31 protein-coding genes and 1 tRNA gene are annotated in these 25,428 nt (G+C 66.2%); 15 read left to right on the top strand and 17 right to left on the bottom strand.

What is annotated here, in order from left to right; translation table 11 throughout:
* Positions 1-59: 59 nt before the first annotated feature.
* Genes msrB through gpmI form a run of 3 tightly spaced genes read right to left on the bottom strand, consistent with a single transcriptional unit; the run spans position 60 to position 2,406 of the window.
* Positions 60-539 carry a peptide-methionine (R)-S-oxide reductase MsrB gene (msrB, locus tag KBY66_RS01475; protein ID WP_255087416.1) on the bottom strand — a complete coding sequence of 160 codons (480 nt, stop codon included), beginning with the start codon at positions 537-539 and terminating at the stop codon, positions 60-62.
* A gap of 5 nt (positions 540-544) precedes the next feature.
* Positions 545-775 carry a preprotein translocase subunit SecG gene (gene secG, locus KBY66_RS01470; RefSeq protein WP_255087326.1) on the bottom strand — a complete coding sequence of 77 codons (231 nt, stop codon included), beginning with the start codon at positions 773-775 and terminating at the stop codon, positions 545-547.
* A 38-nt stretch (positions 776-813) separates the two neighbouring features.
* Positions 814-2,406, bottom strand: coding sequence for a 2,3-bisphosphoglycerate-independent phosphoglycerate mutase (gpmI, locus tag KBY66_RS01465; protein WP_255087415.1), 1,593 nt, complete (start codon positions 2,404-2,406; stop codon positions 814-816).
* 248 nt (positions 2,407-2,654) lie between these two features.
* Between gpmI and pyrR the strand changes: the two genes are divergently transcribed.
* Positions 2,655-3,203 carry a bifunctional pyr operon transcriptional regulator/uracil phosphoribosyltransferase PyrR gene (pyrR, locus tag KBY66_RS01460; RefSeq protein ID WP_255087325.1) on the top strand — a complete coding sequence of 183 codons (549 nt, stop codon included), beginning with the start codon at positions 2,655-2,657 and terminating at the stop codon, positions 3,201-3,203.
* Position 3,204: 1 nt separating this feature from the next.
* On the opposite strand, the gene KBY66_RS01455 is transcribed toward pyrR, so the two are convergent.
* The 3 genes from KBY66_RS01455 to KBY66_RS01445 form a co-directional block, all read right to left on the bottom strand.
* The gene (locus tag KBY66_RS01455) at positions 3,205-3,435 is read right to left on the bottom strand and encodes a ferredoxin-thioredoxin reductase variable chain (RefSeq protein WP_255087324.1); all 231 of its coding nucleotides are present in this window, start codon (positions 3,433-3,435) and stop codon (positions 3,205-3,207) included.
* 43 nt (positions 3,436-3,478) lie between these two features.
* On the bottom strand, positions 3,479-4,309 hold the full coding sequence (locus tag KBY66_RS01450) for a hypothetical protein (RefSeq protein WP_255087323.1): 831 nt from the start codon (positions 4,307-4,309) through the stop codon (positions 3,479-3,481).
* Between the two features lie 98 nt (positions 4,310-4,407).
* On the bottom strand, positions 4,408-5,988 hold the full coding sequence (locus KBY66_RS01445; protein ID WP_255087414.1) for an Hsp70 family protein: 1,581 nt from the start codon (positions 5,986-5,988) through the stop codon (positions 4,408-4,410).
* Between the two features lie 105 nt (positions 5,989-6,093).
* On the opposite strand from KBY66_RS01445, the gene KBY66_RS01440 reads away from it, so the two are divergent.
* The 3 genes from KBY66_RS01440 (at position 6,094) to KBY66_RS01430 (ending at position 7,359) form a co-directional block, all read left to right on the top strand.
* Positions 6,094-6,324, top strand: coding sequence for a DNA-directed RNA polymerase subunit omega (locus KBY66_RS01440; protein ID WP_255087322.1), 231 nt, complete (start codon positions 6,094-6,096; stop codon positions 6,322-6,324).
* Positions 6,325-6,332: 8 nt separating this feature from the next.
* Positions 6,333-6,734 (top strand): DUF1818 family protein, encoded by a 402-nt coding sequence (locus tag KBY66_RS01435; protein WP_255087321.1) that lies wholly within the window; start codon positions 6,333-6,335, stop codon positions 6,732-6,734.
* 439 nt (positions 6,735-7,173) lie between these two features.
* Positions 7,174-7,359 (top strand): DUF2811 domain-containing protein, encoded by a 186-nt coding sequence (locus tag KBY66_RS01430; RefSeq protein WP_255087413.1) that lies wholly within the window; start codon positions 7,174-7,176, stop codon positions 7,357-7,359.
* 46 nt (positions 7,360-7,405) lie between these two features.
* On the opposite strand, the gene KBY66_RS01425 is transcribed toward KBY66_RS01430, so the two are convergent.
* The 5 genes from KBY66_RS01425 to KBY66_RS01405 all read right to left on the bottom strand — a co-directional run bounded on the left by KBY66_RS01425 (position 7,406) and on the right by KBY66_RS01405 (position 10,802).
* Entirely contained in the window at positions 7,406-7,861 is a 456-nt protein-coding gene (locus KBY66_RS01425) for an EVE domain-containing protein (protein WP_315855467.1), read from the bottom strand.
* A gap of 89 nt (positions 7,862-7,950) precedes the next feature.
* Positions 7,951-9,348, bottom strand: coding sequence for a UDP-N-acetylmuramoyl-L-alanine--D-glutamate ligase (gene murD / locus KBY66_RS01420; protein WP_399224586.1), 1,398 nt, complete (start codon positions 9,346-9,348; stop codon positions 7,951-7,953).
* 58 nt (positions 9,349-9,406) lie between these two features.
* A tRNA-Val gene (locus KBY66_RS01415) sits at positions 9,407-9,478 on the bottom strand.
* 69 nt (positions 9,479-9,547) lie between these two features.
* Positions 9,548-10,312, bottom strand: a complete 765-nt coding sequence (locus KBY66_RS01410) for a photosystem II S4 domain protein (RefSeq protein ID WP_255087318.1) — start codon at positions 10,310-10,312, stop codon at positions 9,548-9,550.
* On the bottom strand, positions 10,299-10,802 hold the full coding sequence (locus KBY66_RS01405) for a hypothetical protein (RefSeq protein ID WP_255087316.1): 504 nt from the start codon (positions 10,800-10,802) through the stop codon (positions 10,299-10,301). The genes KBY66_RS01410 and KBY66_RS01405 overlap by 14 nt, the downstream gene beginning before the upstream one ends.
* A gap of 125 nt (positions 10,803-10,927) precedes the next feature.
* Between KBY66_RS01405 and serA the strand changes: the two genes are divergently transcribed.
* From serA to KBY66_RS01385, 4 genes are all read left to right on the top strand, one after another.
* Entirely contained in the window at positions 10,928-12,514 is a 1,587-nt protein-coding gene (serA, locus tag KBY66_RS01400; RefSeq protein WP_255087314.1) for a phosphoglycerate dehydrogenase, read from the top strand.
* Positions 12,514-13,431, top strand: coding sequence for a 50S ribosomal protein L11 methyltransferase (locus KBY66_RS01395; protein WP_255087312.1), 918 nt, complete (start codon positions 12,514-12,516; stop codon positions 13,429-13,431). Before serA ends, KBY66_RS01395 begins: the two co-directional genes overlap by 1 nt.
* 142 nt (positions 13,432-13,573) lie before the next feature.
* A complete protein-coding gene (locus KBY66_RS01390; RefSeq protein ID WP_255087311.1) occupies positions 13,574-13,873 on the top strand; it encodes a ferredoxin in 300 nt (99 codons plus the stop codon).
* 119 nt (positions 13,874-13,992) lie between these two features.
* Complete coding sequence (locus KBY66_RS01385) at positions 13,993-14,364, top strand: hypothetical protein (protein ID WP_255087310.1); 372 nt, start codon at positions 13,993-13,995, stop codon at positions 14,362-14,364.
* Between the two features lies 1 nt (position 14,365).
* On the opposite strand, the gene psbV is transcribed toward KBY66_RS01385, so the two are convergent.
* On the bottom strand, positions 14,366-14,887 hold the full coding sequence (gene psbV, locus KBY66_RS01380; RefSeq protein WP_255087309.1) for a photosystem II cytochrome c-550: 522 nt from the start codon (positions 14,885-14,887) through the stop codon (positions 14,366-14,368).
* 116 nt (positions 14,888-15,003) lie between these two features.
* On the bottom strand, positions 15,004-15,954 hold the full coding sequence (gene rnz / locus KBY66_RS01375; RefSeq protein ID WP_255087308.1) for a ribonuclease Z: 951 nt from the start codon (positions 15,952-15,954) through the stop codon (positions 15,004-15,006).
* A gap of 142 nt (positions 15,955-16,096) precedes the next feature.
* Here rnz and KBY66_RS01370 point away from each other — a divergent pair, with 142 nt between their 5' ends.
* Together KBY66_RS01370 and KBY66_RS01365 are read left to right on the top strand one after the other, a co-directional pair.
* Positions 16,097-17,566 (top strand): SpoIID/LytB domain-containing protein, encoded by a 1,470-nt coding sequence (locus KBY66_RS01370; RefSeq protein WP_255087307.1) that lies wholly within the window; start codon positions 16,097-16,099, stop codon positions 17,564-17,566.
* A 26-nt stretch (positions 17,567-17,592) separates the two neighbouring features.
* Positions 17,593-18,348, top strand: a complete 756-nt coding sequence (locus KBY66_RS01365) for a glucosamine-6-phosphate deaminase (RefSeq protein WP_255087306.1) — start codon at positions 17,593-17,595, stop codon at positions 18,346-18,348.
* Positions 18,349-18,359: 11 nt separating this feature from the next.
* Here KBY66_RS01365 and KBY66_RS01360 read toward each other — a convergent pair whose 3' ends face one another.
* Positions 18,360-19,115 (bottom strand): YebC/PmpR family DNA-binding transcriptional regulator, encoded by a 756-nt coding sequence (locus KBY66_RS01360; protein WP_255087304.1) that lies wholly within the window; start codon positions 19,113-19,115, stop codon positions 18,360-18,362.
* 24 nt (positions 19,116-19,139) lie between these two features.
* A complete protein-coding gene (gene truB, locus KBY66_RS01355; protein WP_315855466.1) occupies positions 19,140-20,000 on the bottom strand; it encodes a tRNA pseudouridine(55) synthase TruB in 861 nt (286 codons plus the stop codon).
* A 113-nt stretch (positions 20,001-20,113) separates the two neighbouring features.
* Here truB and KBY66_RS01350 point away from each other — a divergent pair, with 113 nt between their 5' ends.
* Positions 20,114-20,902, top strand: a complete 789-nt coding sequence (locus KBY66_RS01350) for a queuosine precursor transporter (protein ID WP_255087303.1) — start codon at positions 20,114-20,116, stop codon at positions 20,900-20,902.
* Positions 20,903-20,933: 31 nt separating this feature from the next.
* Positions 20,934-21,734, top strand: a complete 801-nt coding sequence (locus KBY66_RS01345; RefSeq protein ID WP_255087302.1) for a class I SAM-dependent methyltransferase — start codon at positions 20,934-20,936, stop codon at positions 21,732-21,734.
* Here the strand turns inward: KBY66_RS01345 and rpmA are convergent.
* Both rpmA and rplU read right to left on the bottom strand, forming a co-directional pair.
* A complete protein-coding gene (gene rpmA, locus KBY66_RS01340; RefSeq protein ID WP_255087301.1) occupies positions 21,712-21,978 on the bottom strand; it encodes a 50S ribosomal protein L27 in 267 nt (88 codons plus the stop codon). The genes KBY66_RS01345 and rpmA overlap by 23 nt on opposite strands.
* A gap of 83 nt (positions 21,979-22,061) precedes the next feature.
* Positions 22,062-22,457, bottom strand: coding sequence for a 50S ribosomal protein L21 (gene rplU, locus KBY66_RS01335; RefSeq protein ID WP_255087299.1), 396 nt, complete (start codon positions 22,455-22,457; stop codon positions 22,062-22,064).
* Between the two features lie 172 nt (positions 22,458-22,629).
* Here rplU and KBY66_RS01330 point away from each other — a divergent pair, with 172 nt between their 5' ends.
* Genes KBY66_RS01330 through kaiC form a run of 3 tightly spaced genes read left to right on the top strand, consistent with a single transcriptional unit; the run spans position 22,630 to position 25,415 of the window.
* Positions 22,630-23,493 (top strand): circadian clock protein KaiA, encoded by an 864-nt coding sequence (locus tag KBY66_RS01330; protein WP_255087411.1) that lies wholly within the window; start codon positions 22,630-22,632, stop codon positions 23,491-23,493.
* Complete coding sequence (gene kaiB / locus KBY66_RS01325) at positions 23,493-23,849, top strand: circadian clock protein KaiB (RefSeq protein WP_255087297.1); 357 nt, start codon at positions 23,493-23,495, stop codon at positions 23,847-23,849. The genes KBY66_RS01330 and kaiB overlap by 1 nt, the downstream gene beginning before the upstream one ends.
* Positions 23,850-23,873: 24 nt before the next feature.
* The gene (kaiC, locus tag KBY66_RS01320; protein WP_255087295.1) at positions 23,874-25,415 is read left to right on the top strand and encodes a circadian clock protein KaiC; all 1,542 of its coding nucleotides are present in this window, start codon (positions 23,874-23,876) and stop codon (positions 25,413-25,415) included.
* Positions 25,416-25,428: the final 13 nt, after the last annotated feature.

The raw sequence follows: 25,428 nt of genomic DNA, 5'->3' as shown, positions 1-25,428 counted from the left end.
GCGAAGGCATGGAGCCTGTTCTCATGTCCGGCGCATTGTGCCAGCCCAGCCAGGCTGCCTCAACCAGGGATGAAACCCAGGGCAACCCCGTTGTTGCAGTAGCGCTTGCCGGTGGGCCTGGGCCCGTCATTGAACACATGGCCTTGGTGTCCGCCACACCGCCTGCAGTGGTACTCGGTGCGGGGCACGATCAGCTTGAAATCCGTCTTTGTGACCAGTGCATTGGGTAGCGAATCCCAGAAACTGGGCCAGCCGGTCCCGCTGTCGAACTTCGTGGTGGAACGGAACAGGGGAAGGCGGCAGGCGGCACATACGAAGGTGCCCTTGCGTTTTTCCTTGTCCAGGGGGCTTGTGAAGGGCCGCTCGGTGCCCTCCTTGCGCAGCACGGCATAGGCCTCAGGGCTGAGTCGTTTCTTCCATTCCGCCTCGCTGAGTTGCCATTTCGGATCCGTCCCCTTCGAGGCGGCCTCGGCCCGGCTGCCACCGATGATCGGGCCGAGGAGGGAGGCGATGACGGCCAACAGGTTGCGGCGCTTGATCGGTCTCAACGCAGCCAACCCGCGCTCAACAACACGGCCAGACCGAGAAACAGGGCCAGCAGGGTCCAGCTGATTCGGTTGAGGGTGTCTTCAGCGCTGCGGGCGCTGCTGAACATCGAGCCACCACTGCTGGCCAGGCCTCCCATGCCGTCGCCCTTGGGGCTGTGGAGCAGGACACTGATGATCAGCAACACACCGGTGCCGATCCAGATCCAGGAGAGAATGGCGATCAACATGAATTCAGCGTACCGAATGATCGCTCCAGGACTGCCCCCTACACCTGCAGGGCTTGGTAAACCTGGAGAGGCTTGGGCTCGGCGGTGGCGTCGGGAAGGATGTCGGCCGGCTCGATCAGGGAACGGCCAGTCATGCGCGCCGGCTGGGGAAGATCAAGAATCTCAAGCAGGGTCGGGGCGATGTCGGCCAGGCCCCCACCGCTGCGAAGACTGGCGCTGGCTCCACGGCCAGGCAGCTTCCGCTTCTCTCCCTCCACCAGGATGACGGGAACAGGGTTGGTGGTGTGGGCCGTCCAGGGCCGGCCATCCTTGCTCTCCATCATTTCGGCATTGCCATGGTCTGCTGTGATCAGCACCGTTCCGCCTTTGCGGTTGGTGGCTTCCACCAACTGGGCGACGCAGCGGTCGACCGTGGCGATCGCCGCCTTGGTGGCTTCCATCTGGCCGGTATGGCCAACCATGTCGGGGTTGGCGTAGTTGATCACGATCAGGGAGTAGATGCCCTTGTTGATCGAGGCGATGCAACTCTCGGTGAGCGCATCGGCCGACATCTCCGGCGAGAGGTCGTAGGTGGCGACCCGGGGTGAAGGAACGAGGTGGCGATCTTCGCCGGGAAAGGGTTGCTCGATTCCGCCATTCAGGAAGTAGGTGACATGGGGATACTTCTCGGTTTCGGCCGTCCGCAACTGGAGCAGGCCTTGCTCGGAAACCACCTGGCCGAGCAATCCGTCGAGGGATTCGGGGGGGAAGGCCACCGCTACCGGCAAGCCCACTTCGTACTGGGTGAAGGTGACCAGGTGGAGAGGTGACAGGAACGGACGCGGAAAGCCTTCGAAGCTCTCGAGGGCCAGGGATCGCAGCAACTGCCGGCCCCGATCCGGACGGAAGTTGAAACAGATCAGTCCATCACCGGCGCTCACAACCCCCGGACCGAGGCGTAAGGGCTCGATGAATTCGTCATGGATTCCTGCGGCATAGGCCGCTTCGACGGCCTGTTGCGCCGTCAGCGGGCTGGCCTCGGCCGGTTCGGTGAGCAGGCGGTAGGCCTTCTCGGTGCGATCCCAGCGGTTGTCACGATCCATGGCCCAATAGCGGCCGCAGAGAGTGCTGATCCGCCCCACACCGGCCGCATCGATCTGGGCATCGATCTGATCAAGGAATTGAATGGCGCACTGGGGAGGGGTGTCGCGGCCGTCGGTGATCGCGTGGATGCAGACATCCTTGAGACCCCGACCGGCGGCCCAGCGCAACAGCCCCCCGAGATGGTCGATGTGGCTGTGCACCCCTCCATTGGAGCAGAGGCCCACCAGATGGAGGCTGCCGCCATCCTCGAGCAGGCAGTCGGCCAGGGCGTTGAGCGTTGGGTTGTCCGCCAGGCTGCCGTCGCTCACCGCCTTGCTGATCCGCACCAGTTCCTGGCGGATGATTCGCCCGGAGCCGATCGTGAGGTGTCCCACCTCGGAATTGCCCATCTGCCCATCGGGCAGGCCGACGTCGCCGCCGCTGGCTTGGATCAACGTGTGGGGGTAGGCCTCCCACAGGGCGTCCATCACCGGGGTGGAAGCCTCGGAGATGGCGTTCGTCTGGGAAGCTTCCCCGTAACCCCAGCCATCAAGGATCGCCAGAACCACTGGAGAAACTGACCCATCGGCCCCTTGGGTCGTGGTCGAGCCACCGGAAGAGAAGGGGTTCGAGCGGGGGCCGGATGTCATAGAGAACAAAGTGTCACCCCGGTGGATGAAGGCTTCCCATCGTTGAACATCCCCTCAAGTTAACCCGGGCCCTGCAAACACCCTTCCCACCAGGCGGTGGGTCAGCTTTTGGTCATGTTTGTGGCACCCAGGGCTCTGCCTACGCTGCACGTCCTCTCGGCAGCGCCATGCAATCGCCCCGTCGGCTCGGGCGAGTGGAAATCCTCTCGGCCCAGGACCTGGCCCGCACCCTGCATCGCCTGGCTTCCCAGGTGCTCGAGAGCGTCACAGACAGCAGGCAGTTGCTGCTGCTGGGAATCCCCACCCGTGGCGTGGCCCTGGCCAGGGTGCTGGCCCAGCAGTTGGAAGCCGATTCCGGCCACCCCATCGACCAGGGCAGCCTCGATCCCACCTTCCATCGCGACGACCTGGAGCGGGTCGGAACCCGGCTTGTTGAAGCAACCCGGTTGCCAGTCGGGATCGAAGGGCGCCAGGTGGTGTTGGTGGACGACGTGATCTTCACGGGTCGGACCGTGCGGGCGGCGATGGAAGCCCTGCTGACCTGGGGACGCCCCGAGGCGGTGCGCCTGCTGGTGATGGTGGACCGGGGCCACCGGGAACTGCCGATCCAACCGGACTTCTGTGGCCGGGTCGTGCCCACCAGTCGCAAAGAGAGCGTTCAGCTCTGTCTGGCCGAAGTCGACGGGGTGGAGGGGGTTTACCTGTTGAAGGAGTGAGTCAGGCTGGTGGGGTCACCGCTTCGAGTTCATCGGCACGGAAATGGGCCCGGAACCGTCCGAAGGCCACGATCACAGGCAGGGTGGGGCTGATCGGTCGTCCTTTCCAGTCATCGAGGACCTGGTGAACCTCCCCTTGCTGACCCTGGAGATCGAAGGGCTCACCTCTGTGCTCCGGGTGGGTGAAGACCACGACGCTCTGGCTCACCCTGACCTGCTCTCCCGGCTGCATGGCGGTTCACGCTCTGGTTCTGTAATCCTGTCATGGGCGGCTCTCAACGCTGGCAGCCCGTTTCTGGCCCCGCTTCCACCACCCTGCCGCCCAGCTCCTTACAAGCTTTGGTGAAGGCGGTCCAGTCGTCGAGTCCGAGGCCGATGTTGCGTTGAACGGCAGCATCGAGTTCGGCCATGGGCACGGTGCTCAAGCTGGTGTCACCGTGGCTGTGGTGTTCTTGCTCCTTGGCCTTGAGGGCGGCGATTTCCCGCTCCACCTGGCTCTGCAGTCCGGCGGACTGGCGTTTCCACCAGGGATGGTCGATGCGGTTGAGAGCATCGAGCGCCTCCCACCAGCGCTTCTGGGCGACCAGGGCGCGGGCCCGATCCTGCTGGAGGCGGTTGCGGCTCCAGAATTCCCGCAGGTTGTCGCCGTAGGCCTTGCCATCGGGATGCTGATGCTCCCCCATCGGCTTGAGCAGGGCGATGGCGCCCTCCAGATCTCCGGCTTCGAAGCGAGCCAGGGCCCTGGATTTCAGGTCCTGCTGCCAGGCCTCCAGGCGCCGCTTGTCGGAGGCCATGCCGGCCGGAGAGTTGCTGAGCAAGAGTTGCAACTTCAGCGCCTCCCCCCACTTCCCTGCTTTCCAGAGCGTTTCGGCCTTGTTCCGTCGGCAACGCCCCTGCTCCCGGGGGGCGCGTCCACTCATCCAACGCAGGGAGGCGAGTTGGTCGCTATAGCGCAGACAGGCTTCGTAATCCCCCTCGGCGGCCGCTTGCTCCAGTCGATCGGGAAGCTGGGCTTCCCACCAGTGGGCGGCTCCAACGCCTGCCGCCACCAGGCCCAGGGTGAGGGCCAACCAGAAGCGCGGCAGCCTGTGGCGGCGTATGGCCAAGGCGAGGGGGGAGGCAAAACCTACTCTTCCCTATCGAAGCACCCCCGAGTTCCCATTCTCTGGGGGCAGCCACCGGGCCGTCCACCCCAGCCCTGGATCTAGCGGACGGGGCCAAGGGCGATGGGCTCGCTGGTGAGGCCGCTGACCAGATCCTCCCTCTCCATGGTCAGCTGGGCTTGCCCATTGATCTGGAAGCGCAGCCGCAGCCGATCCAGGCCGCGGGTCCCGGCGGGATCCAGGCCGATGGCCGCGGGCTGCCGGGCCCAGGGCTCCACCCGGATCTCTCCGGCAGGGCGGCGGCACAGTTCGGGAAGACCATCGCGGAACACCACCTCGGTGCGCCGCTCATCGAGCGGCTCGCCCAGCACTAGGTCCAGCTCACGTTGCCCATCCCGACTGCAGGCCAGCACCAGCTCCAGGGGCTGGCCGGTGGGCCAGCTCTGGCCGGCGAGGAAGAGGGGATGCCAGCGGTAGCCATCACTGCGGGGATCCCAGCGGCGCAGCGACACGCCCCGGGTGAGCACATCCTTGATCTGAACGCCGGGGGTCAGGGCAAGAGCCCCAACCGCCACAGCCTCGATCGGCCGTTGATCGAGGATGGGGATGCCGCAGCAGCGCTCCCGCAGCCACTCACGGATCAGGGGGATGCGGCTGCTGCCCCCCACCGGAAGCACGGCGTCGATCGCCGCCAGGTTCAGTCCTTCCGCCCGAGCCCCGGCCAGCACCCGCTCTAGAAGGTCATCGAGAAGCTCCAAGAGCCCCTTCCCCCTGAGCAGCGCCTCAAGCGCAGGCCTGTTCAGCCTGAGCTCTCGGCAGGCCTCGCCAGGGGGGCACCAGAGCACACTGGCTTCCTGTTCGGTGCTGAGCCTGCACTTGAGCTGCTCGACAGCCTCCAGCAGGGCTCCCGGCATGGCCGCGGTGGAGCCAGGGGCCCCGGAAGGGTGACCGTCCAGGAGGGCCGCGGCGATCCAGTGATCCAGATCCCTGCCCCCCAGGGCCAGGCCCGCCTTCCCCAGTACCCTGGCGCAGCGCAGGGCCTGGCGGCTGCCGCGCAGGTCGCGGCCACCGAAACGGAGAAGCTGGGCGATCGGTGCCGCCCGGCCTTCGCCTCCCTCCAGGGCCACGAGGGAAAGATCAATCGTGCCGCCACCGAGGTCCACCACCAGCACCCGGCTGCCGGGGGGGAGGCCGGCGCCGATGGCGGCGGCGGTGGGCTCATCCACCAGGGCCACCTCCTCCACAGCCAGAGTTTCGCTGGCCTGCTCCAACCACTGCCGGTAGCCCCGGTAGCCATCGATCGGGGCCGTGAGCACCAGCCGGGAGGGCGCCAGTTCCGGGGGCAGACTGGCCCAGATGCGCTGCAGCAGCAGGGCGCCCGCCTGCTCTGGACTGAGCAGGCACACCCGGCCGGAGCCGCTGTCGCCAGCGCCGATCCTGCGCTTGAAATCGCGGCAGAGCTGGGGGCTCTCACTCCAGGCCAGGCCGGCCTCCTGCACCTGGCGGCCGACCAGGGCCTGGTCGGCCGTGGCACTGGTCACCCAGATCAGGCTTGGGATCACACCTGCGGTGGCGCCGCTGAACGGGGCGAGCGAGACCAATTCGATCGGCCCGCCGCCAGCCGCCTGGAAGGCCACAACGGTGCTGCTGCTGCCCAGGTCGATCGCCAGGGTGCCATCCATCACGGCGGGGCTGGCCTTCGTTCTGTGCACCAAGTGTGCCGGATGGAACCACCATCCGGGGCTGGCTGTGCGCTGGCTTAGAGTGTTGGAAGTTGGTGACTCGATTTGTATACCAGTGCAGTGGTCAATCCCAAGGAACTGGCCCAACGGGCCGAGAGCCTGATCCGTGAGTCGAGCAACCGCTATCTGACTACCGTGAAGATCGCCTTCCGGGCCAAGCAGCGCCGCTTCGATGATTTTGATGGCCTCCTGGAGGATGCGATGGTCAAACCCGTGCAGCGCGCCATCGTCGAACTCAGCGACGAACAGGACCAGCCCGATCTCCTGCCTGGCTGAGACTTGCCTTGAATCCGGGGGGATGGTGCGGAGAGGGGGAAGGCTGGCGCCTGGCCTGGGACCCTGCTCGCCAACCCTTTTCGGTGCTGATCGGCGGAGCAGGCTGGGCTGCAGAGCTCACTGCGGGCGAAGCCCTTCAGTTGCTGCAGGCGATCCGTCACCTGGTGGAGCAGGTCGGTGCCCTCACCGACCAGTTGATGCCCGAAGAGCTGGTCAGTCTTGAGCTGGAGCGCCAGCCCTGGTGGGTCGGCCTTGAGGGGGATCGCAGCGCTTGGGCCCTGCGTTTCGTGCTCACCCCCGGCGACTCCCAACGGGGGATCGAAGGGGGCTGGCCGGCGGCGGCCAGTGCCCAATGCCTGAGGGCCATGGAGCAATGGCCGCTCGGTGACCAGCACCGCTCGGAGAGTTAGCCGCCAGTGAGACTGGCCGCCCGAATCGGCAGGGATCAGCAGTGCTGATCTCCTGGACCCTCCCCGGCCCGGGGGGGCTTCCCCAGGCTTCTGCACAGCTTTTCCACAGCTCGATCGGCAGGAACCTGTTCCCCAGCTCCTGCCTGTGGAGAAGCGCCCTTCGATGGGTTCTCCCCTTGACAGTGGCGGCGAATCGGTTCAAGCCGCCGCCGCTGCGGGGCTGATCGATCCACAGCCCCCCCGTGGTTGAAGTCTCAGGCTGGGATGGTCGCTCCCCGCCCCGTGCCGCCCGATTTGACGGGACTGCCCCGGTGTGGAGAACTGGTGTCTCCCCGAACACGTTCCGATGGATGCAGCTCCGGTTCTCTCCCCCCCAACCCAGCTGAGCGCCCCCCCCGCCACGGTGGCGCCACCCGCCTCCGATCAGGACGACCAGGGGGTGGTGAGCCTGCGGGCCGATGTTCCGGAGGCCCTGCTGGGCTCGATGCGCCGCTTCATCGATGCCCATCCGAACTGGGACCAGTACCGGCTGTTTCAGGCTGCGCTGGCGGGCTTTCTCGTCCAGAACGGGGTGCAGAGCCGGGCGGTGACCCGCTGCTACGTGGCCAACATGTTTCAGCGGTAGCCGAGCCGGCAAGGTCCCGGCAGGGCGGGGTCCGGGCTGGGCAGGATCATGCGGCAAGAAGCGCAAGCAGCCGCAGGGCCGTTGCCTCTGGCACCGGCATAATTGAGAGACGGTTGCCCCGCCGCACTACCATCAGCTCGTCGGTGGTGAAGCTGTCCCGCAGGGTGTCGAGACTGAGCAGATGGGGGAACGAGCGCCGGTAGCCCAGCCGCACGCAGTCCCAGCGCGGGGCGTCCTGGGTGGCGGAGGGATCGAAGTACTTCGAGTCGGGGTCGAACTGGCTGGGGTCGACCAGCCCGGTTTCAAGCACCTCCATCAACCCGACGATGCCGGGTGGCTTGATGTTTGAGTGATAGAAGAACGCCTGGTCCCCCACCTGCATGGAGCGCATGAAGTTGCGCGCCTGGTAGTTGCGGATGCCATCCCAGAGGGTGGTCTGCTCGCGGGCCAGGTGATCGATGCCGTAGACATCGGGCTCGCTTTTCATCAACCAATAGGCCAAGGTCAGACCGGGCCAGGGTCCTGAGTCTATCGACCACACCCTTGGTCCTTATGTCTGGGGCGTTTCTCTGGCGTTGCTGCTGGACGCTCTCAGGTCTCCAGGGCTGCGACCAGGGAGCGGAAGTGGTCGCCGCGGGCCTCGAAATCGCCGTACTGATCGAAGCTGGCGCAGGCCGGTGAGAGAAGCACGGTGCGGCAGCGGGCCTCGGCGGCCAGTTGGCGAGCTTTGGGGACGGCCTGGCTCAGACCCTCCAGCTCCAGGACCGTGCCCGCATAGCCGCTGGACTCCAGCAGGCCAGCCAGGGAGCGTCGGGCCGCGCCGAACAGCACCACGGCAGCCGCCTTCTGCTGCAAAGCGCTCAGCCAGGCCGCCGGATCGCCCTGCTTGGCCTGCCCCCCAGCCAGCACGACCATCGGACCGGGCAGGGCCGCCAGCGCCACTTCCGCCGCGTCGTAGTTGGTGGCCTTGCTGTCGTTGTACCAGCCGACGCCAGCAAGCTCACGAATGCGCTCCAACCGGTGGGGAACCCCCGGGAACGAACGAAAGGCGGACTCCATGACGGCGGCTTCCAGGCCCAGCTTCCAGCCCACGGCCGCGGCCATCAGCAGATTCTGGCGGTTGTGATTGCCCGGCATCGCCAGGCAGTCGGCGGGAAACAGGGGTCCAGCTGCGCTGTGCACCAGGCCCGCCGCAATCCAGAGCAAGGGCTCCATCCCCTGGGGCCACTGGTCCATTGGCGTGGCGGTGACCCAGTCGGCCTGGTCCCAGCTGGCCGCGTGGGCGCGCAGATCGGGGTCATCGGCATTGAGAATGCGGCTGCCGGAGCTCTCGAGCAGGCTGCGCTTGATCGCCCGGTAGTTGTCGAGGCTGCCGTGGCGCTCGAGATGGTCGGGGGTAAGGGTTGTCCAGAGACCCAGCCGCGGACGCAGCTCCGCTGACGCCTCGATCTGATAACTGCTGAGCTCCACCACCATCCACTCCGGCAGGGCTTGCCCTGGCGACTGGCGCTCAAGCACCAGCTCGGCCGCCGAGCGACCCACATTCCCTGCCATCGGAGCATCGATGCCGGCCTGAGTGAGCAAATGGCTGACCAGATGGGTGACGGTGGTTTTGCCATTGGTTCCGGTGATGCCGATCCAGGGAATGGAGCGGGTTGCCTCCCAGGCCACCGAGAGTTCACCGCGGATCGGGACCCCCCGCTGCCTCAGCGCCTCCAGGGTGGGGTGATCCCAGGCAATCCCCGGACTGACAACAACGTCGTCGGGGGGAGTACCGAGGGTCTCGAAGCTTGCAGGCACCAGCGGCGTGGCCAGGTGAACTTCGATCCTTTCGCTGCGGAGTTGAGCGGCGGTTTGCTCGAGTTCAGGGGTGGATTTGCTCTCCAGAAGCGACACCCTCCTGCCCCGGGCAGCCAACAGACGGGCAGCGCCGATGCCTGATCTCCCCATGCCGACAACCACAGTGAAAGGGTGAGCCCCAGCGGTCATTCCTTTCTCCTGATGCGTTTCTGTTGAGGGGAATCGGGCCCGTTGGGCTATGGGGGAGTGGGCGATACTGGAATCGAACCAGTGACTCCTACCGTGTCAAGGTAGTGCTCTACCTCTGAGCTAATCGCCCGGGGTCTGGGCAATTCGCCCAAGGCCGAAACCTAGCAGCCAGAGCTGCCAGATTTCCTTGTGACCGCTTTCAGCACCTGCTGAGCATTAGGCGCCACCGCTCCCGCTTGGTCGCCTCCACTGCCAAAACCGTGAGTTCGCCGCGGTTTTCCAGCTGAATCCGATCGCCCGGGGCCAGCTCCCTGCCGGGGCTGTCGATCACGTACCAGTTGACCCGCACCAGCCCCTGGCGGATCCAGCCGGCCATGCGGCTGCGGGAGACGCCGAATCCGGCCGAGGCCACCGCATCCAGCCGCAGGGAGGCTTCAACGGTGTGGAGCTGGCGGGGTTGGGGCCGGACGGGTGGCTGCAGATCGCTAAGGGGGATGGCTTCGAGGTCCACCGTCACCGTGCGGACCCGGGCCTGCTGCCCGTGCCACCGGGCGGCCAGCGCCTCGGTGGTGACCAGTTGGGCGCCGCGATCGCCCCGTACCCACAGATCACCGAGATCCGCCTCGGTGGCCCCGGCCGCCAGCAGACCGCTGCGGAAATCGGCAGGGGAGGCGGGGTCGAACAGAAAGTTGCCGCTCACCTGCAGGCCCCCGAGGGGGGCCGCGGCCAGGGGGTGCTCCGCACCGACCAGCTCCACCCTCTGCAGCCGCAGGCAGCGCCGCTCGGCGTGGGCATACCCTCCCCCCGTGTGCAGGTCCAGTTCGCTGAGGGGCGCCAGCCGCCCTTCCGCTTCTTCGAGCACCGAGGCGGGGAGGAAGCCACTCCAGAGCGGTTCCCAGGTCCGCAGGGCCCGCTCGGCCAGCTGGATGAGATCGGCGAGCGGTGCGGGGTCAGCTTTCGGCAAGGCGCACCACGGCCCGGGGCCTGGACTGTTGAATCAGGTTCCAAGGAATCTCCTCGCCGGTCGCCGCATCCAGCAGCAGCAGCCAGTTGCCCTCCTCGAGCCGGTTGCGCAGGCTGCGGATCCGGTCGTCAGCCTCGGAGGTCACGCTCGCGGCCGCCGCAAAGCTGCCCATCCAGCCGGAGCCCATGCCGAGCAGGCCACCGATCAGCGGTTCGCCGACGGGGCCGGCGAAGGCGAAGGTGTCGAGGTTGGTGATCAGGCTGAACATCAGGCCGGCAAAGAACCCGAAGGGCATCAGCCAGCGCACCATGGTCCGCTGGCGGCGTTGGCGGGCGAGCGCCGGATTGAGCAGCTCCACCGCCTCCATCGGCGTTTCCCCTTCCCCGACCGCCACCAGCGCCGTTGGCGCTGGCCTGAGCTGGCTGAGTTGATCGCGCAGCTGGAGCAGCTTGACGTGATCATCCAGCACCATCACCACACACAATCCCAAGACAGAACGCCGCAGTCGAATGGATTCTCTTCGCTGCCGGCGAGCAGCGTGGCGACCGCTCACTACACTTCACCGGCGGCCATCGCTGGAGGCTCTCGGGCCCCTCTCCACCCCATCCCCGGTTCATGACAAAGGTTCTGGTTTCCGATCCGATCGATCAAACGGGGATCGACATCCTCTCCCAGGTGGCCCAGGTGGATGTGCGCACGGGCCTGCCGCCCGAGCAACTGCTCGAGATCATCGGCGACTACGAAGCCCTGATGATTCGCTCCGGCACCCAGGTGACGGCCGCCCTGATCGAGGCGGCCCCGCGGCTGAAGATCATCGGGCGGGCTGGTGTGGGCGTCGACAACGTCGATGTGCCCGCCGCCACCCAGCGGGGCGTGCTGGTGGTCAACTCGCCGGAGGGGAACACCATCGCCGCAGCCGAGCATGCCCTGGCGATGATGCTCTCCCTCTCCCGCCACGTTCCCCAGGCCCACCAGAGCACGATGGCCGGGGGCTGGGACCGCAAGAAATACGTCGGCAACGAGCTCTACAACAAGAAGCTCGGCGTGGTCGGACTGGGCAAGATCGGCTCCCATGTCGCCCGGGTCGCCAAGGCGATGGGCATGGAGGTGCTCGCCTATGACCCGTTCATCTCGACAGAACGGGCCCAGCAGCTGCAGGTGCGCCTGCTGGCGATCAAGCCCCTGTTCGCCGAGGCGGACTTCATCACCCTGCACCTGCCCCGCACGCCCGACACCGAAAATCTGGTGGACGCGGCGCTGCTGCAGTCGATGAAGCCCACGGCGCGTCTGGTGAACTGCGCCCGCGGCGGAATCGTTGACGAGCAGGCCCTGGCCGAAGCCCTCAACGCCGGCACGATCGCCGGAGCCGCTCTGGATGTGTATGCGAATGAACCGCTGGAGGCGGATTCCCCCCTGCGCGGGGTGAAGGAGCGGCTGATCCTCACGCCGCACCTCGGCGCTTCGACCGCCGAAGCCCAGGAGAACGTCTCGATCGACGTGGCCGAGCAGATCCGCGATGTGCTGCTGGGGCTGCCGGCTCGCAGTGCCGTGAACATCCCGGGCCTGACCCCCGAGGTGATGGAGCGGCTCCGGCCCCACCTCCAGCTGGCCGAGACCCTGGGGCTGCTGCTCAGCCAGATGGCCGGTGGCTCGGTGCAGGAACTGGAGGTTCGGCTCCAGGGCGAGTTCGCCAACCACCCCTCCCAGCCCCTGGTGGTGGCGGCCCTCAAGGGCCTGCTCTCCCCCGCCCTCGGCGATCGGATCAACTACGTGAACGCGTCCCTGGAGGCCAAGGGCCGCGGCATCCATGTGCTGCAGGTGAAGGACGACAGCAGCCGCGACTTCGCCGGCGGTTCGCTGCAGCTCACCTCGCGGGGGTCCCAGGGCAGCCACAGCGTCACCGGCGCGGTGTTCGCCAACGGGGAGCTGCGCATCACCACGATTGATGAGTTCCCCGTGAATGTGGCCCCCAGCCGCCACATGCTCTTCACCCGCCACCGGGACATGCCCGGCATCATTGGCCAGCTCGGCTCCCTGCTGGGCGAGCACAACGTGAACATCGCCTCGATGCAGGTGGGCCGGCGGATCGTGCGGGGCGATGCGGTGATGGTGCTCAGCATCGACGACCCGATCCCCCCCAGCCTGCTGGCCCACATCCACACGATCAACGGCATCCAGGAAGCCCATCCCGTCACGCTCTGATGGCCCGGAGCTGGTGGCGGCTGGAGATGGATGCTCCGGCCGAACTGGAGGAGTCGCTGCTGTGGAAACTGGGCGCGCTTGGCGTTCAGCGGGTGGCCATTCGCCACGGGCCCGGAACGCCGCGGTTCCACCGGCTGGTGGCCTGGCTGCCGGCCGCCGACTGGCCCCTGATCGAGCGCCAGCGGCTGGAGGCGGCCCTGGAGCCGCTGGGTGAGCCCTTTGGCCTGCCGCTGCCTCCGCAGGAGTGGCATGAGCAGGGAGAAGAAGACTGGAGTTCAAGCTGGAAGCAGCACTGGCAAGCCGATCCGGTTGGGCAGCGGTTGCTGATCCTGCCGGCCTGGCTGGAGTTGCCGGCCGAATTCTCCAGCCGGGAGGTGATCCTCCTCGACCCCGGCAGCGCCTTCGGCACCGGCAGCCATCCCACGACGCGTCTCTGTCTGGAGGCGATCGAGGCGATCGATCCTGTGGGCTGGAGGGTGGCCGACCTGGGTTGTGGCAGCGGCATTCTCTCCCTGGGCGCCCTGCGGCTGGGGGCCGCCTTCGCCGCCGCCACCGACACCGATCCCCTGGCCGTCCGTGCCACTGGTGAGAATGGTCGGCTGAATGGCCTCGCCGTTGGACCAGGAGAGACCCTGCAGGTGGACCTGGGGTCGGTGGAGGCGCTGGCGGGGCTGCTCGACGGCCAACCAGCCGAGCTGCTGTTCTGCAACATCCTGGCGCCGGTGATCGAGACCCTCGCTCCCCAGTTCCACACCGTGCTCTCCAGCAGCGGGGTTGGCCTGCTCAGTGGGCTGTTGCTGGATCAGGTGCCCGGTCTTGTGAGGGCCCTGGCAGCAGCCGGCTGGGGCACGAGGCTGATCGGGGAGCAGGGAGGCTGGGGGTTGCTGGAGATCCGTCGAGGTGCAGCCGTCGCATAAATCACGCTTATCTGTGCCCCCCCTTTGATTGGCCTTCCGATGATCCGCCGCCGGGAGCACCGGCAATGCCCTGGTCCGATGTAGGAAGGTGCGGTCCTACAGGCCCGGACTGTCCAGGCGCCTGTGAGCCCCAATCCCTTCCATGGCTTCCTACAAGGTCACCCTCATCAACGAGAGCGAGGGCCTCAACAAGACCATCGAGGTTCCTGACGATCAGTACATCCTCGATGCGGCTGAAGAGCAGGGAATCGATCTCCCCTATTCCTGCCGCGCCGGCGCCTGCTCCACCTGCGCGGGCAAGCTCACCACCGGCACGGTGGATCAATCCGACCAGAGCTTCCTCGACGACGACCAGATCGAAGCCGGTTTCGTGCTCACCTGCGTGGCTTACCCCACCTCCGACGTGACCATCACCACCCACGCCGAAGAAGAGCTCTATTGAGCGCCTGGGGGTGGAAGGGGGGCCACCGGGGTACATCTCCTTACACCCCCCTTGATTCATCGCTTCTTCGTTGCTGGATCTGAACCCCATTCACCGCCACCCGATCGGGTGGCTTTTTCATGGCCTTGCAGGTCGACGCCCTCCTGAAGTCCGGCAGCGAGCATCCCAGCCTGGGCGGCCAGTACAGCTACCGCATCCTCGGCCCCTGTTGCAGGCTGTTCGACCGGGAGGAGTTGCCCTGGCCCTGTTGCAGGCTGGCCTGGCGCACCAAGGAGCCGAGCTGGCGGCGGATCGGTCGTCGGTTCGTCGCCGATCTGGCGTCCCGCCGCTGCCCGTCCTATGCCGTGGAACTGCTGCAGCCAGGCTCCAGGCCAACCCGCACGGTGGTCACGCTCTTTCCGCAGCGGTTGAACGGGCCGTTGCAGGAGTGGTGGTACAGCAAGCTGCCGGGGTCCCTCGATCCCCGGAACATCAGGCCACCGGTGGCCTGATTCAGAAGTAGACCTTGCCGCCGCCCCACTGGATCCCGCTCACCTTCGGCGCCACCAGGATGTAGCCGGCAATCAGGCGCAGGTCGTTCTCGCTGAGGTCACGCATCTTCACGAACACATCACTGCTGCGCAGGCTGGGGTGAATGTCCGAAATGCTGAATTCCCCGTCGTAGGAGGTGGGATCCTTCATGTAGTCCACCAGGGCATCCACGGAATCCCGGGGCGGGGTGGCCAGGGCCAGGGTTTCGATGTCGAGACCGACGTTGTAGTTGGTCTTGGTCACGCCACCGGCATGGCAGGTGCCACAGCTCTCGTTGAAGATCTTGCGACCCGTCTTGATTTCCGCCTCACTGAAGCTGACCGGCGTGCCATCCGGGGTGCCGGCCACGGTGAGGGTTTCGGTGTCCCACTGGGCCGCCTGCACCGCCATGGCCGGCAGCGCCAGGCAGGCGAGCAGTGACAGGCAGAGAACCAGAAGGGATCGGGTGAGGGTCCGGAGCGAGGAGGAGAGGAGGGAGACCATGGAGGGAGCCGGCGAAATGGCGGTGGGCACCGCGCCTGAGACCTTGTATCACGGCCGGACGGCCGTCCGGCACGGAATCAAGAACTGTTGCAGGCCCGCCTGCCGACACGCCTGGTTCAGGTCTCCGCAGGGCTGACCTCGACGCTGAGGAAATCCCTGGCCAGCAGCGTGTTCGCAAAAATCGAGCGGGCCTCGGCGAGCAGATCGTCTGGGGTGAAGGCATTGCCGGGCACGTAGCGCGGGCTGAGGTGGGTGAGCACGAGCTGCTTCACCCCCGCCATGGCCGCCGTCTGGGCGGCCATGGTGCTGGTGGAATGCTGGCGCTGGATGGCCATGGCCGCCTCGCCATGGGCAAAGGTGGATTCGTGGATGAGCAGGTCGGCCCCTTTGGCCAGCTCGACCGCCGCCTCGCAGAACACCGTGTCGGTGCAGTACACGACGCTGCAGCCGGGGCGGACGGGTCCGCAGAGGGCCTCGCCGCGAATGATCCGGCCATCCTCCAGCGTCACGCTGCGGCCGGCCTTGAGCTCGGCGTAGATGGGTCCCGGCGGAATGCCCAGGTTCCGGGCCTTGTCCGCATTGAAATGGCCGGGACGTGGCTTCTGCTCCACCCGGTAGGCGTAGGCGGGGATGCGATGGGTCAGGGGGGCGCAGCGCACGAGCAGGTCGCCGTCGTCGAGCAGGACCAGGCCCTTGAGGGCGGCCGCCCGCACGGGATGGGTGCGCAGGGGATAGCCGATCCGGGTGGAGGAGGTGCGCAGGGCCCCTTCCAGATAGTCGGCCAGGGGGTCGGGGCCGTAGAGATCGATGCCGCCGCAGCTGCCGGCCATGCCGAGGCTGGCCAGCAGGCCTGGCAACCCGAAGACGTGGTCGCCGTGCATGTGGGTCACGAAGATCCGGCTCAGCTGCGAGACGCGCAACTCACTGCGCAGGAACTGATGCTGGGTGCCTTCGCCGCAATCGAACAGCCAGATCTCGGCGCGCTGGGGCAGCCGCAGGGCCACCGCCGACACGTTGCGGGCTCGGGTGGGGACCCCCGAACTGGTGCCAAGAAAGGTGACCTGCACACCATCCGCGTCTTTTCGGCATGCTGTCACGGCTCCGCCCGACGCCGGTCCAACCAGTGGTGCGGGTGTCCGGCGGGGGACTGGCAGCCCCGTTGCGTGGTGGTCACAATGGGCCCGCTTTCTGCGAGCCCACCGCCGGTTCATGGCTGCTGTCTTGTCCCCCTTCGCTCCTCTGGCCCTGCCTCCAACCCCCCGCCGCCTGTGGAGGGGAATCGGGGCTCTGGCCGGAACCCTGCTGCTCTTCAGCGCCCCTGGCCTGCAGCGGGGGGCCGGGGCTGAGCCGGCTGAAGCGACCAGGGGCCAGGAGGGCGTCAGCCCGGAACTGCGGGTGTTGCTGCTCGAATCGGCGGGCTTCCGCATCGCCGGCGACGGCGGGGCCCGGTTGGTGGATGGAGCCGGCAAGGAGCTGCTGCGCCTGCCTCCGGGGGGCATGGTGGTCCTCAGACCTTCCGCCGGCAGGGTCGTCGTCGATTCCCAGCCCCAGGGCCAGGTCGAAGCGCCAGCGGCCCCGATCTCCGTCGGCGAGCTGTGGTTCGAGCCGATCGGCACCGGCTCGGCTCCCGCCACCTTTGAGCTCCAGCAGCGGCGCTACCGCGGCCGCCTGCAGGTTCGCCCCGCCAACGACCAGTTGCGGGCCATCAATGTGATCGGCGTCGAGACCTATCTACCCAGCGTCGTCGGCAGCGAGATGCCCGCCAGCTGGCCCCTGGAGGCCCTGCGGGCCCAGGCGGTCGCCGCCCGCACCTATGCCCTGCGGCAGCGCAATCCCTCGGCCGCCTTCGACCTCAAGGCCACGGTGAGCAGCCAGGTCTACAAGGGCCTGGAAGCCGAGACGGCCTCCACCCGCCAGGCGACCGCCACGACCCGGGGCCTGGTTCTGATGTACGGTGACGGCCTGATCAATGCGGTGTTCCACAGCAGCAGCGGCGGCGCCACGGAGAACAGCGGCGACCTCTGGTCGCAGCAGCTGCCCTACCTGGTCAGCGTGCGTGACTTCGATGAGAGCAGCCCGGTGAGCCAATGGAAGAAGGACCTGGCACCGGAATTGCTGGACCAGGCGTTCGCCGAGATCGGCGGCGTGCGGCGGATCGATGTGATCGCCACCACCGCCAGTGGCCGGGTGCGCCAGGCCCGGGTGATCGGCCCCTCCGGAGCGCTGGTGCTCAGCGGTGCCCAGCTGCGCAGCCGGCTGGGCTTGAGGAGCACCATGGTGCGCTTCGAAGCGGCCCCCTTCCGCTTCACCGGTCCTGCCGACGCCGGGGTTGCCGTGGCCGGGGGTCCCCAGCCTGGAGTGCCGGTTGGGTTCAGCACACCCCTGGGCCCCCTGCTTGGTCCGCCGCCGCCACCCCAGGCCCAGCTGTTGCAGCCTCCGATCGGATTGGTGGCCATCGGCCGCGGCTTCGGCCATGGCGTGGGGATGAGCCAGTGGGGCGCCTTTGCCCTCGCCCAGCGCGGTGAACGGTTCGACCAGATCCTTCGGCATTACTACCGGGGTGCCGAGCTGCGTCCGTTCAAGGACCAGGGCAGGGGGCCGCTTGCCTCGGGGACGGCCAATCCGCCAGGCTCCCCGGGATGGACACCTGGAACCGTCACGGCCTGGGGCCGCCCCTGACCGTCCTAGAGCCGCCAGGAGCAGCCTTGCCCGTCTGGGCTGGCCGCCTGGTGGTGGCGGAGGATGGCGCTGCCCTGGCCGAAGGGGTGGCGGCGATCATGGCCGGGGCCATGATCGCCGATCCGCGCCTGTGTCTGGGCCTGGCCACCGGCCGCACGATGGAGCCGGTGTACGCCGCCCTGGTCCGCCGGCTGACCGGGTTGCCACCCGAGCAGTGGGAAGCCATCCGGGCCGATTGGCGCAGCTTCAACCTCGATGAGTACGTGGGGCTGTCCCCCGTTGATCCCCGCTCCTTCGCCGCCACCATGCGCCGGCAACTCGGGGACCCGCTCGGCCTCGATCCAGGGCGGCTGCAACTGCCCAGGGGGCTGGCTGCCGACCCAGACTACGAAGCCCTCCGCTATGGCGAGGCCATTGGCGCCGCCGGCGGCATCGATCTGCAACTGTTGGGGCTTGGCGAGAACGGTCATGTGGGCTTCAACGAGCCCCCGTGCCTGCCCTCGGCCGTGAGCCGCTGCGTGGCGCTCAGCCGGGGAACCCGCCTCCAGAACTGCGGCTTGTTCGGTGGTGATCCAGCGGCCGTGCCCAGCGCCGCCATCACCCTGGGCCTGGCCGAGATCCTGCAGGCCAGGCGGATCCTGCTGGTGGTGAGCGGCTCCGGCAAGGCCCCAATCCTCCGCCGCCTCCTGCAGGAACCAGCCAGCCCGGACCTCCCGGCCAGCTGGCTGCAGGGGCATCCAGCCCTGCAGGTGTGGGTGGACCGGGCGGCGCTCAGCGGTTAGCCCAGCGTTGATCAGGTCAACAGCGCCTCCAGGAGGGCATCGTCGGCCTCCAGGTTGGAGGTGACGCTGCGCACGTCATCCAGATCCTCCAGGGCATCGAGCAGGCCCAGGCAGGTGTTCAGCTGGTCGGCGTCCACGAGGCGGCACGGCCTGGCGGCGATCCAGCGGTGCTCCCAGCCAGCCACGGCCCAACCCTGGCGCCGCAGGCCGTCCTGAAGCGCCTCAAGGCCTGTGAAGCCGCAGACCACATCCGCCCCGGCAGCATCGAGCTCGTAGCCCAGCACCTCCAGCTCCAGCAGGTTCTCGAGCAGGGCCTCTTCGGCAAGATCGGACTGCTCGATCCGCACCACCCCCCGGTGCTCGAACAGATAGCCGACGCAGCCGGTTTCCCCCAGGTTGCCGCCGTGCTTGCCGAAGGCCAGCCGCAGGTCGGCCGCGGTGCGGTTGCGGTTGTCGGTGAAGGCCTCCACCAGCACCGCCACCCCGCCGGGCCCATAGCCCTCGTAACGCACTGCCTCGAACCGGTCTGCTTCCCCCCCCGCCTGGCCTGAGCCCTTGGCGATCGCCCGGTCGATGTTGCCGTTCGGCATCCCTGCGGCCTTGGCCTTCTCGATGGCGGTGCGCAGCTGGAAGTTGCCGGCCGGATCGGCGCCGTGGCGCGCCGCCACCGTGATCTCGCGCCCCAGGCGGGTGAAGACCACACCGCGCTTGGCATCGACGACCGCCTTTTGGCGCTTGATCTGGGACCACTTGCTGTGGCCGGCCATCGCAATCGGCTCCGGGGTGTGGACTCAACCGGCCGGATCGAGCACCAAACGGGGCTGAAGCCGTCCGTCTGGAGCTGAGCGGGCCATGCCAGCCAGGTTGCCATCCGGGCTGACCACCACCACGGCCTGGTCGGGGGTGAGCTCCATCGCGGTGCCCGGACCACGGCCGCAGCGCCAACCCAGCCAGTCGGCCGCATCGAGCTGGTGGCGGGGCAGGTGGGCCAGGGCCAGCAGGGGATCCCGCAGGGGCAGCAGGGGTTCGGCCTCCAGGCGCTCCAGATCCACGCTGCCGGCCAGGCCGAAACCGAGGGCCTCGGTGCGCCGCAACGTGGCCAGGGCGCCGCCGCAGCCGAGCCGATCGCCCAGGTCGCGGGCCAGGGCGCGGATGTAGGTGCCGGCGCTGCAGCTCACTTCAAGCTCCAGCCGGTGGTGCTCCGGATCCCAGCGGAGCAGTTCCAGCCGGTGGATCGTCACGGCGCGCGCCTTGAGCTCGAGGGTTTCGCCGCGGCGGACGCGGACGTGGGCCCGCTCACCGGCGACGTGGACGGCGGACACCTGGGGGGGGCGCTGCTGAATGGGGCCGCGGAAGGACTCCAGGCAGGCGTTCAGCTGCAGGAGATCCAGATCCGGGACCGCAGACCTCTCCAGCACCTCCCCGCTGAGGTCGTCGGTGCCGGTGCGCAGGCCCAGCTGGATCACACCGCGGTAGGCCTTGGCGCCGGGCAGATAGGGCAGCAGTCGGGTGGCGCTCCCCAGGGCGATCGGCAGCACCCCGGTCACGGCCGGATCGAGGGTGCCGCCGTGGCCGACCCGCTTGAGCTGATAGCGGCGGCGCACCCTGGCCACGCAGGCGTGGGAGGTGAGGCCTGGCGGCTTGTCGAGCACCAGAAATCCACAGGGTTTGTCCAGGGCCCAAGCGGTGAGGAAGGTTGAGGGAACTGTTGCATCCCGCGCCGGCCCCAGCAGGCTGGGGCCCGTGCCCCCCGACCCGATCCGCCTTGACCCTGCAGAACCGCCGCGATCTGGCCTACATGGTGCTGGCCGGACTCTTCCTCGGCACGATGGGCATGCTAAACATCCTGGGGCTGACCCGTTTTCTCAGCCTCGGCTCGATCGGTGGCTGGCCGATCGTGGTGGCGGTCGGGGCGCTGCCCTACCCCGTCACCTTTCTGTGCACCGATCTGATCAGCGAGATCTGGGGCGAGCAGAAGGCCAACCAGTTGGTCTGGGTGGGGCTGCTGCTGAACGGCTGGATCGTGCTGATCCTCTGGCTGGGGGGTGTGCTGCCGGGCCTCGATGGCTACGGCGGCGGCCATGGTCTGCCCCTGGCTGACCCCGAAGGGCGATTGCCGGTGTTCTTCGAGGTGCGGCGGTTGGCGTTCGGTGCGGTGGGCGCCTCGATGGCGGCCTACCTGGCGGCCCAGTTCACCGATGTGCGCCTCTTCCATTTCTGGAAGCGCTTCAGTGGCGGCAAGGCGCTCTGGCTGCGCAACAACGGCTCCACCATGGTCAGCCAGCTGGTCGACACCACGGCGGTGGTGCTGATCAGCCACTACGCCGCCCATGTCTTGCCCGTTCGTGTGGGCGAGCCGGTGCTGCCCCAGCTGGGGGCGTTCATCGCCAGCGGCTACCTGTTCAAATTCGTAGCCGCCCTGCTGGACACCCTGCCCTTCTATCTGCTGGTGGCCTGGCTGCGCCGCTGGCTCGATGTGCCCGGTGCCGGTTCGGAGTTGGGGGACCTGGGACTGGGGGAGCCGGAGCTGGGGTCAGCGAGGACACCGCCGTAATCTGCGGGTTGTTTCAGATGTCCGATCCGGTGTGCCTGAGCTGATCCGCGCCGATTCCGCCAGCCACCGACGCGACGCCGCCATCGACGTGGATCAGTTCCTTTGCGATGGCTTTGCCCTCCGGGAGCAACTGGCTGATTTTCTGGAGCTCACTCCCGCGGTGTTGGAACAGCGCCTCGGCGCCAGTTGCAGCGATCTGGCGGCCCTCCATCCCGGAGCCGTGGATTTCGACCCCCTGCGGGTGGGGGCGTTTTACGAGGAAACGGTGGGTACGGGCCACCTGCTGGAACTGGCCGCCTGGCACCTGGGCAGTGCCGACTACATCGCCGACACCCTGAGGCTGCAGGCTCGCTGCGCCGTCGGACAGGTGCTCGACTTCGGCGGCGGGATCGGCAGCCATGCCCTGGCGGCGGCCGCCTTGCCGGCGGTGGAGCAGGTCTGGTTCGTGGATCTCAACCCCCACAACCGTGCCTTCGTGGCCGAGCGGGCGGCCCGCTTCGGCCTGAGCGAGCGGCTGCAAGTCTGCCGAGACCTCCATGACCCCTCCCTGCCGAGCCGGTTCGACACGGTCGTTTGCCTCGATGTGCTGGAGCATCTGCCCGACCCGGCCGCCCAGCTCGTTGACTTTGCCGCACGGATGGAACCAGGGGCGACGGCGTTGCTGAACTGGTATTTCTTCAAGGGGTTCCAGGGGGAGTACCCCTTTCATTTCGATGAGCCGGCCCTGGTGGAGCGCTTTTTTGAAACGCTCCAGGACCGATTTCTCGAGGTGTTTCACCCCTTCCTGATCACCACCCGGGCCTACCGGCTCAGGCCAGCAGGGCCACGTTGATCCGCTTGCGGTTGCGCAGGCTGCGCTTGATGCTGTCGAAGTTCACCACCCCGTCCACCAGGGCAAAGAGGGTGTCATCGGAGCCACGGCCGACATTCAGGCCGGGAAGGACCGAGGTGCCACGCTGGCGGATCAGGATCGAGCCGGCGCTGACGGTTTCGCCGCCGTAGCGCTTCACGCCCAGGCGCTTGGAATTCGAATCCCGGCCGTTGCGGGTGGAGCCGGTGCCTTTCTTGTGGGCCATGGAATCAAGCCTGGAGGAGGTGGAAGCGAGGTGAAGGAAGCGGAAAACCCCTGTTGAAGAGGATCAGCTGAGGATGGAAAGGATCAGCTGAGGGACTGGCCGCCCACCGTGATCGATTCGACGACCACCCGGGTGAGCTCCTGACGGTGGCCGTTCTTGCGACGGGTTTTCTTCTTGGGGCGCATCTTGTAGACGATGATCTTGGGCCCGCGGCGATGGGCGACCACTTTCAGGGTGACAGAAGCCTCCGGCACATGGGGGAGGCCCAGGCGGGTGCCGCTGGAATCGCGAACCAGCAGAACCTGATCCAGGGTGACGGTGTCATCCACCTCGGCGTGGATCCGGTCCAGGTCGTAGTAGCGGTTCGGCTGAAGCCAGAACTGCTGGCCCGAAGCCTCGACGATGGCGTAGGGACCCGTGGCCGCCGCTGGGATGCCGTTGGGGGGCGGAGCGCTGACGGCGGGAGAGGTGTTGGTCATGGAAACAGGTGGCATGGACAGGCAAACAACGCTCCGCGCAGGGGAAATGCCCCTGCGGATCGTAGTTATTCAGGCCTGGCGCACGACCAGCGCAAGAAACGAACAAGTATCTTCCCTTGCCGTTTGCCCCAGCGTCAACACTATGGTCATGGCTCTCATCCGAGAACGGCGGATGGCCCAGCCTGCCCTGACCATCGCGTCCCTGCTCAGGGACCCTACCCTCAGGGAAACCTGCGGCCAGTGGCTCCGGGAAGGTCGCTATGAACTGGTGGATCTGGGGGGACAGCCCTCCCCCGGGGCGGCTCTGGAGGATCGTTGGGATGGCTTCGATGCTGTTCTGCTTGAGCAGGGCCTGCTGAGCAGAGACACCATGCAGCAGCTCTGGGGAAAGGGGCTGGTGCTGCCCACTGTCATCCTCGGTCCCGTGACCGGCCTGGTCGAGTACCACGCCGCAGAGGTCCACCTCGCCAAGGACCAGCTCGAACAGCTCAGCTACAGCTTGGATGCGGCCATCTCCCGGTTCCTGCGGCGGGGGCAGTCCATGGGGCCCGACGACGCAAACGAAATCGGTTGGGCGGAAAAGTGGAGGTTCTCCAATCGGCTCAAGGAGCGCCTGGGCTATCTCGGTGTGTTCTATAAACGGGATCCGAGTAGGTTCTTCCGGAACCTGCCGCCCGCGGAGCGCAACATCCTGCTGCAATCCCTGGAACGCACCTACCGGGATCTGCTGATCAGCTATTTCCGTGACCCAGTGGCCGCAAATCAAGCGCTCGAAAGCTTCGTGAACACAGTTTTCTTCAGTGATATCCCGATTACAAAAACCGTTGAAATCCACATGAATCTGATTGATGAGTTCTGGAATTTATTGAAGTTGAAAGGCCGCAAGAATGATTTTCTCAGGGACTATCGACTGGCTCTGATGGATGTGTTGGCCAATCTCTGTGAGATGTATCGTCGCTCCCTGCCGCCGGAGCCTCTCCTTGAGGCGATCGAGCCGGCTGCCCAGCTGGGTGCCTTAAAGCAGGAGATCTGCTGATGGCACCACCAAAGGCCTACATCCTGAAGCTCTATGTGGCGGGAAACACCCCAAATTCGATGCGTGCGCTCAAGACCTTGCGCACCATCCTCGAATCGGAGTTCAAGGGTGTCTACGCTCTCAAGGTGATCGATGTGCTCAAGAATCCCCAGCTGGCTGAGGAGGATAAAATCCTTGCCACGCCAACCCTCGCCAAGATCCTGCCGCCGCCGGTGCGGCGGATCATCGGTGATCTCTCAGACCGGGAGCGGGTGTTGATCGGTCTGGATCTTCTCTATGACGAGCTTTCGGAGAACGATCTGATCGATGGCTCCCTCGACTCGCCTGAGGCCATGGGCAAGTCGGCCCTGCTTTGATTGTCTTCCCCAGCCTCGTTAATCATGCAGAATTTCATGCCGACCTCTGACTTGCCATTGCAGGTGCAGAAGCTCCCCACCGGTGTGGAGGGCCTCGACGACATTCTTCAGGGGGGCCTGCCGACGGGACGCTCCACCTTGATCAGTGGTACTTCGGGCACTGGGAAGACCATTTTCTCGCTTCATTTCCTCTACAACGGTATTGATAAGTATGATGAACCGGGAATTTTTGTTACCTTCGAAGAATCCCCCGTTGATGTGATTCGCAACGCCTCCAGCTTTGGCTGGGATCTTCAGTCTTTGATTGATCAGGATAAGCTTTTCATCCTGGATGCTTCGCCTGATCCGGAGGGACAGGATGTGGCAGGTAGTTTTGACCTCTCAGGCCTGATCGAGCGCATTAACTACGCGATCCGCAAGTACAAGGCTCGCCGCGTTGCCATCGATTCCATCACTGCTGTTTTCCAGCAGTATGACGCCCTGTCGGTGGTGCGTCGTGAGATTTTCAGGATGATCGCCAGGCTCAAGGAGATCGGTGTCACCACGGTGATGACCACTGAGCGTGTCGATGAGTATGGGCCGATTGCCCGCTATGGCGTTGAGGAGTTCGTATCCGATAATGTGATCATCCTACGCAATGTGCTCGACGGTGAGCGGCGCAGGCGAACGGTGGAAATCCTCAAATTGAGGGGAACCACTCACATGAAGGGAGAGTTTCCCTTCACGATGGGGGTCAACGGGGTCAGCATCATCCCTTTGGGTGCCATGCGCCTGACCCAGCGATCTTCCAACGTTCGTGTCAGCTCTGGGGTTGCCCGTCTCGATGAGATGTGTGGCGGTGGTTTCTTCAAGGATTCGATCATCCTGGCCACCGGTGCCACCGGCACCGGCAAGACGCTCTTGGTCAGTAAGTTTGTGGAGAATGCCTGCCTGAACAAGGAGCGAGCGATCGTCTTCGCCTTTGAGGAATCGCGCGCCCAGCTTTTGCGCAATGCCACCAGCTGGGGAATTGATTTCGAGCAGATGGAAGAGGATGGGTTGCTTCGGATCATCTGTGCCTACCCCGAATCGACGGGTCTGGAAGACCATCTCCAAATCATCAAGACGGAGATCAGCGATTTCAAGCCATCACGAATGGCGATCGACTCCCTGTCTGCCCTGTCGCGGGGCGTTAGCCACAACACTTTTCGCCAGTTCGTGATCGGGGTAACCGGCTATGCTAAACAGGAGGAGATTGCTGGATTCTTCACTAACACATCGGAGGAGTTTATGGGCAGCCATTCGATCACGGACTCCCATATTTCCACCATTACAGACACGATTCTATTGTTGCAATATGTGGAGATTCGTGGTGAGATGGCCCGCGCCATCAATGTGTTCAAGATGCGTGGATCGGCCCATGACAAAGGCATCCGCGAATTCGTGATCACCGGTAATGGGCCCGAGATCAGGAACTCCTTTTCCAACTTCGAGCGGATCATCAGCGGTGTACCTCACCGCATCACCAACGACGAGCGCAATGAACTCTCCCGGATCGTGCGGGGGGTCGGCAGTGACGATCTCTGATTTTCATCAAGGT

This window comes from Synechococcus sp. Tobar12-5m-g (assembly GCF_024345415.1).
Taxonomy (GTDB): Bacteria; Cyanobacteriota; Cyanobacteriia; order PCC-6307; family Cyanobiaceae; genus Regnicoccus.
Note: the sequence above shows the minus strand (reverse complement) of the source record. Positions and strands in the feature narration are given on the sequence as shown.